Source organism: Simplicispira piscis (assembly GCF_054783455.1).
Genome location: NZ_BAAGQN010000012.1, coordinates 1 through 6,060, shown reverse-complemented (window position 1 = coordinate 6,060; position 6,060 = coordinate 1). Strand labels below are relative to the sequence as shown.

The 6,060-nt window shown below is 52.8% G+C and carries 5 protein-coding genes and 1 tRNA gene; 1 reads left to right on the top strand and 5 read right to left on the bottom strand.

Annotated elements, in window-relative coordinates:
* Positions 1–1,322 (bottom strand): type I restriction-modification system subunit M (locus ACYVOC_RS07220; protein WP_461161316.1); only part of this gene is annotated, 1,322 nt, incomplete at its 3' end.
* 435 nt (positions 1,323–1,757) lie between these two features.
* Here ACYVOC_RS07220 and ACYVOC_RS07215 point away from each other — a divergent pair.
* A complete protein-coding gene (locus ACYVOC_RS07215; protein ID WP_461161315.1) occupies positions 1,758–2,354 on the top strand; it encodes a YagK/YfjJ domain-containing protein in 597 nt (198 codons plus the stop codon).
* A gap of 342 nt (positions 2,355–2,696) precedes the next feature.
* Here the strand turns inward: ACYVOC_RS07215 and ACYVOC_RS07210 are convergent, their stop codons facing one another.
* The 4 genes from ACYVOC_RS07210 to ACYVOC_RS07195 all read right to left on the bottom strand — a co-directional run bounded on the left by ACYVOC_RS07210 (position 2,697) and on the right by ACYVOC_RS07195 (position 5,951).
* The gene (locus tag ACYVOC_RS07210) at positions 2,697–4,121 is read right to left on the bottom strand and encodes a YfjI family protein (RefSeq protein WP_461161314.1); all 1,425 of its coding nucleotides are present in this window, start codon (positions 4,119–4,121) and stop codon (positions 2,697–2,699) included.
* Positions 4,118–4,348 carry a helix-turn-helix transcriptional regulator gene (locus ACYVOC_RS07205; protein ID WP_461161313.1) on the bottom strand — a complete coding sequence of 77 codons (231 nt, stop codon included), beginning with the start codon at positions 4,346–4,348 and terminating at the stop codon, positions 4,118–4,120. The genes ACYVOC_RS07210 and ACYVOC_RS07205 overlap by 4 nt, the downstream gene beginning before the upstream one ends.
* Positions 4,349–4,849: 501 nt before the next feature.
* Positions 4,850–4,939, bottom strand: a tRNA-Ser gene (locus tag ACYVOC_RS07200).
* Positions 4,940–5,033: 94 nt separating this feature from the next.
* Positions 5,034–5,951, bottom strand: coding sequence for an SPFH domain-containing protein (locus ACYVOC_RS07195; RefSeq protein ID WP_116003557.1), 918 nt, complete (start codon positions 5,949–5,951; stop codon positions 5,034–5,036).
* Positions 5,952–6,060: the final 109 nt, after the last annotated feature.

Below are 6,060 nucleotides of genomic sequence, written 5' to 3'. Positions count from 1 at the left end.
GTGATCCGCTCGATGTGGGCGTCGCTCAGTTCCTTGCGCTTGCTGCCCAGGCTCTTGCGCATCTTCTGCCACATGCCGGACGCATCAATCAGCTGCACCTTGCCCTTGCGCGCTGCGGGCTTGCGGTTGCTGATGATCCAGACGTAGGTGCTGATGCCGGTGTTGTAGAACATGTCCGTGGGCAGACCCACGATGGCCTCGCACAGATCGTTCTCCAGCACGTAGCGGCGGATTTCAGATTCGCCCGAGCCCGCGCCGCCGGTGAATAGCGGCGAGCCGTTGAGCACGATGCCGAAGCGGCTGCCGCCCTCGGCCGTCGGGCGCATCTTGCTGAGCAGGTGCAGCAGGAACAACATAGAGCCATCGGACACGCGGGGCAGGCCAGGGCCGAAGCGGCCGTTGTAGCCCTGTTGCTCGTGCTCTTTGCGCACTTCCTTCTCAACCTTCTTCCATTCCACGCCAAACGGCGGGTTGGAGAGCATGTAGTCGAACTTCTTGTGGCTGTGGCCGTCGTCGCTGAGCGTGTTGCCAAAGGCGATGTTGCCCACGTCCTGGCCCTTGATCAACATGTCGGCCTTACAGATGGCGTAAGACTCGGGGTTGAGCTCCTGGCCAAACACAGTGAGGCGCGCCTGGGGGTTGTGCTCGGCCAGGTATTCTCCCGCCACGCTGAGCATGCCGCCGGTACCCGCCGTGGGGTCGTAGATGGTACGCACCACGCCGGGCTTGCTCAGAATGTCGTCGTCCTCGATGAAGATAAGGTTGACCATGAGCCGGATGACTTCGCGCGGGGTGAAGTGCTCTCCTGCAGTTTCGTTGCTGATTTCAGCGAACTTGCGGATCAGCTCCTCGAACACCAGGCCCATCTGCACGTTGCTGACCGCCTCGGGGTGCAGGTCGATCTGGGTGAACTTCTCGGTGACCTGGTACAGCAGCCCGGCCTTTGCTAACCGCTCAACCTGCGCCTGAAATTCAAAGCGCTCAAACACATCGCGCACAGCGGGCGAAAAGCCTTGCACGTAGGTGAACAGGTTGTGGGCAATGTTGTCAGGGTCCCCCAGCAACTTGGGCAGGTCCAGCGGGCTCTGGTTGTAGAAGCTCTGCTTTGACTTGCGCAACAAGAAGGGCTCCGGATTGATGCCCTGTGTCTCTTTTTCTGCCAGCTCTGACAAGACGGCTGCCTTGGTTGGCTCCAGTACGCAGTCAAGTCGTCTTAAAACGGTGAACGGAAGGATGACTTTGCCGTAGTCAGACTGCTTGTAGTCCCCACGAAGGAGGTCGGCGACCGACCAGATGAAGGCGGAGAGGGATTGTTGGTTCATGCACTCAGGAAACTGACATTTGCTTACTGGGTGCAGTATGCCTCACGGGCTTCATCTGACATGCGGGCGCTCTGCTGATGGGCGGCCTAGATTCAAGAAAATAGAGGGGCTAGAGAAAATTACAATGCTACTTGTATGTGCTGCAAAGGGGCGCGGGACTTATCGTACTATTTATGCGTAACTTTGTATATTCGCTGCAACTTTGAATGCGAGGTTACATCTGAGGGTTGATTTCAAATGCCTTGGGTATGGCTATGACTGATTCTGTGATTAATATAGGTTATTAATATAATTAAATAGAGTGTGCCCTCTATGAATATTGATCGTCGTGGGGTGGGGCAGCTCGTGTTGTCGTCCAATTTTTGACTGTGAGTAAACATCTTTGTATATCTTGTGATTGCAAATGGTTGCAGTCGTATTCATACGAGGTGTTTCATGTCTAAACTTAAAAAAGCAAGCGGAAGAAACCTGGAGAGCGTTACTAAATACTGCCGAGAGTTGCAGGATGAATATTCAAAACTTCTAGCGGTGAGGATTGATCTGGGCTATAACAAGGAGCACGCCAGTGAGTGCAGCTTGGAGGAGATAAAAAAAGATGTCAAACACATGCTCGACAATCGCAGGGCAAATCGTTCATTGTTTCGGGATCAGGTCGGCTATATATTCAAGTTCGAAGACGCAGAAGAAAAAGGTCCCCATGCACATGCACTGTTATTGTTTAATGGTCAAAATGTGTGTAAGGACGCTCACCTCGGGGATCAGATCGGCAACTATTGGAATGAAAAAATCACCGGTGGGAATGGGGTTTTTCACAACTGCAACCGTGACAAAGCTCGCTACGAGCAATGCGGCATCGGCATGATTGATCATTCAGACTTTGCCAAGCGCACAATTCTCGAAGAAAAAGTCATTGGCTATATGCTGAAAGACGAGCAGAGCATCGACGGTATCAAGCAATCAGGGCGTGAAAAGTCTGTGACTAAAGGGGTCTGCACCCGCAAAAGGAGCAACGCCGGACGACCACGAAATTAGGTGCGCGTAGTAGCATCCGCTCGTGCTTTAGAACGGGGCAGGTCCCATGGCAACAGCAACGTTACCAAGGGGCTTGAGTGGTCGTGTAAAGGCCGCTGTTTTCGCTAATTTCAGCGGAAATTAGCGTTGGTAGCGTGGTGGAATTGCTCGGTTCTGTTTCCTAGCGGATGGCTTGAACTTTTAGCACGGCTAATTGCTAAGGATCAAGAATCTGCTCTCTTAGTCATGATTTCACCGTTCAAGGTGTTTTTAACGTATCCCCTGAAAGCTAGGGTGCTAGGAGTGCACAGAAAAGATGGCCCGAGAAATTCCGGGCGATCTTTTAAGGTGTTGGATTTTTATCTAGGCTTGGTTGGGGTTAAAGCAATGTCGAACCATGTTGGGGATGACTGGGTAAATGTATTTTTTATTACTTTGAATCATAATTCTTATTTTTCCGTGTGAAGCAAGTATTCCAAGCAGTACGTCCAGTTTCGCTTTTTGGCGGAGGCGATTGGGTCCATATTGCATGAGGTACGATTTTGGTATGCAATCCACTTGTTTGTTGTATACGCATGCTAGCAGCCAATTTGTCAGATCCATCAAATCCTGCTGCTCCTCATCGGCTGGATTGGAGGCTCCAAGGATTGTCAAATACTGCTGCCCATAAGTGGCTATCAAATTGATGGCGTAGTTCAGTGTTTCGCTGGTAATTTCGTCGTCGTTATCGGTGAAAAATGCATGAAAAATTGCTGCGAGTCGTGCAATGTTCTCAGTAGCCTTGGAGGCGAAATCCTTTGCGGAATAATAGATGCCGCCGGGCCGCATGTAAGATTCATAAAAGTTGGCGACATTAACCAGCTCAGTACGGGCTCGTGGCGAGAACTTCAATAGCCGTGGGTTATCTTTGTGCAGCAGCTCTTTGCACCGGGCATAGAACCAGTCTAAGGTTGGGCAATCTACTTTGACACCATCTTCTACTCTGCTACCTTGCGTTGATGGCGGATAGGCGATTAAAAAACGTGCTAAAAAACCGTTTCCTCGTGCTTGGTTTCCCTGCTTGTCCAAAAACCGTTTAAAGACGGAAGGCTGTGCCAGAAGAACTGCGGAGAGCTTGGCGTCTTCCAATACAAAGGTGCCACTGGTCTTTCGATGAACGGGAATTTCGGTTCCACTCCACAGTGCATTCATCGTTGGCTGATGTCTTGCCATCGGTCCATCGCAGAATTGCCCAAACTCGTCATGTAGAAGTACTGCGGACTTTCCACAGCTTTCGTGCAGACCTACAAGAAGCGCTTCAATGGTGGTGTCCATGTAGATGAGCTTGCGCTCCAAGCCGAGTTTTGGCTCAGCTTCGAGGATGATGCCGAGCTGTTTTTCGATCTCATCTATCGGCTCTCCCTTGAGCATGGCTCGCCGCAAAACATCGCTTTGAGCGTTGAGCTTCTTGCGCCAGACAGCGTATAGCATCTTGTGTGCGACTGCGTTCTGCAACGCGTCCTTTCTCCACTGGCGCTGAGTTTCAGTGATAGCTCTGAACACAAGCGACTGAACTGTGCTTTTACGTTCACCTGAATCAGCAATCGTCAATAAAAAAAGAGAGACAGGTGATGGCGAGTCTGGTATGTGCTGAACGCTGCAGTTGTGTTGAAGGCATGAAACCATGCCACCCAGCGTGGTGTTGACAACCATTGCATAGGGAGCCTTCGTCGCGCGGATGATTTCGAGGACTAGCTTTTCAAGTCGTTCTGGGAGGTGGCTCGGGAGCGGGTATGTCGGCGCGTTCATTGCTCACCCCCTTTAGATGGTTGTGTAGAGGCTTTGCAGATCTCAAGATAAGCCTGTAGATCTGCCAAGCTATATACAACCGAGCGTGGACCCAAATGGATCTTGGCAGGAAACCTAGGGTCAAACCGTGGAGACTTTGGGTTCTGAAGCTCATGGAACGCAGCGAGAGAAATGCCTAGGGCCTTGGCCGCCCCCTTGCCTCGCAGTGACAAACTTAACGAATTCATGACCAATTCCTTACTTCCCTCGGGAAGAACCAACGACTGGCCGGCTGCTGTGTAGGCGCGCTACAGCCGACGCAGCCAGGAATTTGGTGCGCTAGGTGGTGACGGCATATGCGGTGTCACCTAAGAAAATTCGTACACGTTGCGCAGTGGTAAAACCTGCGCTATATCACCCCAGAAATGGGGTGTCTTTAAGATGCGCCGCAGAAGCGGGCTAAAAGAGTGGACGCGATGTTCATCGCGCTCGCACTGGAGAGAACAGATCTCTCGTGTCGCAAGTGTACCCAAGAAGCATCGAAAGAGCAAATTGCATTCGAAGCTTCTGCCACGACAGAGTGAACGCGAGTAGTTCTTCTCCATTGGAACAACCGCTGCGGCGTTACTGGCACGTCTCTGAGATCCAACCTGTTCCAGATACGTGCGATGCCATCCACGCAAAAAAGGTATACCAAATGGCATACAAAACAAAAAAGCGCCCCGAAAGGCGCTTGTTTGCTTGCTTACTGGCGGAGAGGGCGGGATTCGAACCCGCGGTGGGGATAAACCCACACACGCTTTCCAGGCGTGCGACTTAAACCGCTCATCCACCTCTCCGAAGCCTTTGATTATAGCCACAGGAGTGTGGGCATATAGAGAAACAGCGGCGGAGACGGCAAAAAAGCAGTGCGTCTTTCTTCGCAGACTACTTTCAGGCAGTTTTTGTGCTGGCCTGCACCATCTTCATGGCTGAGCCGATCAGCGCCGATACCTCGGTCATGTTGCTGGGTACGATGAGGGTGGTGGTGGCGTCGGAGGCCACTTTGCTGTAAGCCTCGACGGCTTTCTCTGCAACCTTGAGCTGCACGGCCTCTTGTCCGCCCGGTTGGCGAATCGCTGCGGCGATCCGTTCGATAGCATGTGCTGTAGCGTCTGCTACGGCGGTGATCGAGGCAGCTTCGCCCTGGGCCTTGTTGATGACGGCCTGTTTTTCACCTTCTGAGCGGGCAATGAAGGCTTCGCGTTCGCCGGTGGCGATGTTGATCTGTTCTTGGCGGCGGCCTTCCGAGGCGGCGATCAGTGCGCGCTTTCCTCGCTCTGCGGTGATTTGCGCCTGCATGGCGTGCAGGATTTCCTTCGGTGGGGTCAGATCCTTGATTTCGTAGCGCAGTACCTTTACGCCCCAGTTCAGTGCGGCCTCATCAATGGCTTGGACGACCTGGGCGTTGATGATGTCGCGTTCTTCAAAGGTCTTGTCCAGCTCCAGCTTGCCGATCACCGAGCGCAGTGATGTCTGTGCCAGCTGGGTTACCGCCATGATGTAGTTGCTTGATCCGTAGCTGGCGCGCATGGGGTCGGTGACCTGGAAATACAGGATGCCATCGACCTGCAGCTGCGTGTTGTCGCGCGTGATGCAGATCTGGCTGGGCACATCGAGCGGGATTTCCTTCAGGCTGTGCTTGTAGGCCACGCGGTCGATAAAGGGCACCAGGATGTTCAGGCCTGGCGTGAGGGTGCCTGCGTATTTGCCCAGGCGTTCTTTCACCCAGGCGTTCTGCTGGGGCACCACCTTGACAGAGCGTGCAATGAAGATCACTGCGATGACAAGGAGGACGATGGCGATTTCCATTGGGGAACCTTTCGAGGGGAGGGTGATGCAGTCAAGGCTTCTTGATTAGCAATGAGTCTCAGGCAGGGTCTTGACGATGCTGGGCAGGCGAGCAATACTGGTTTTTCAT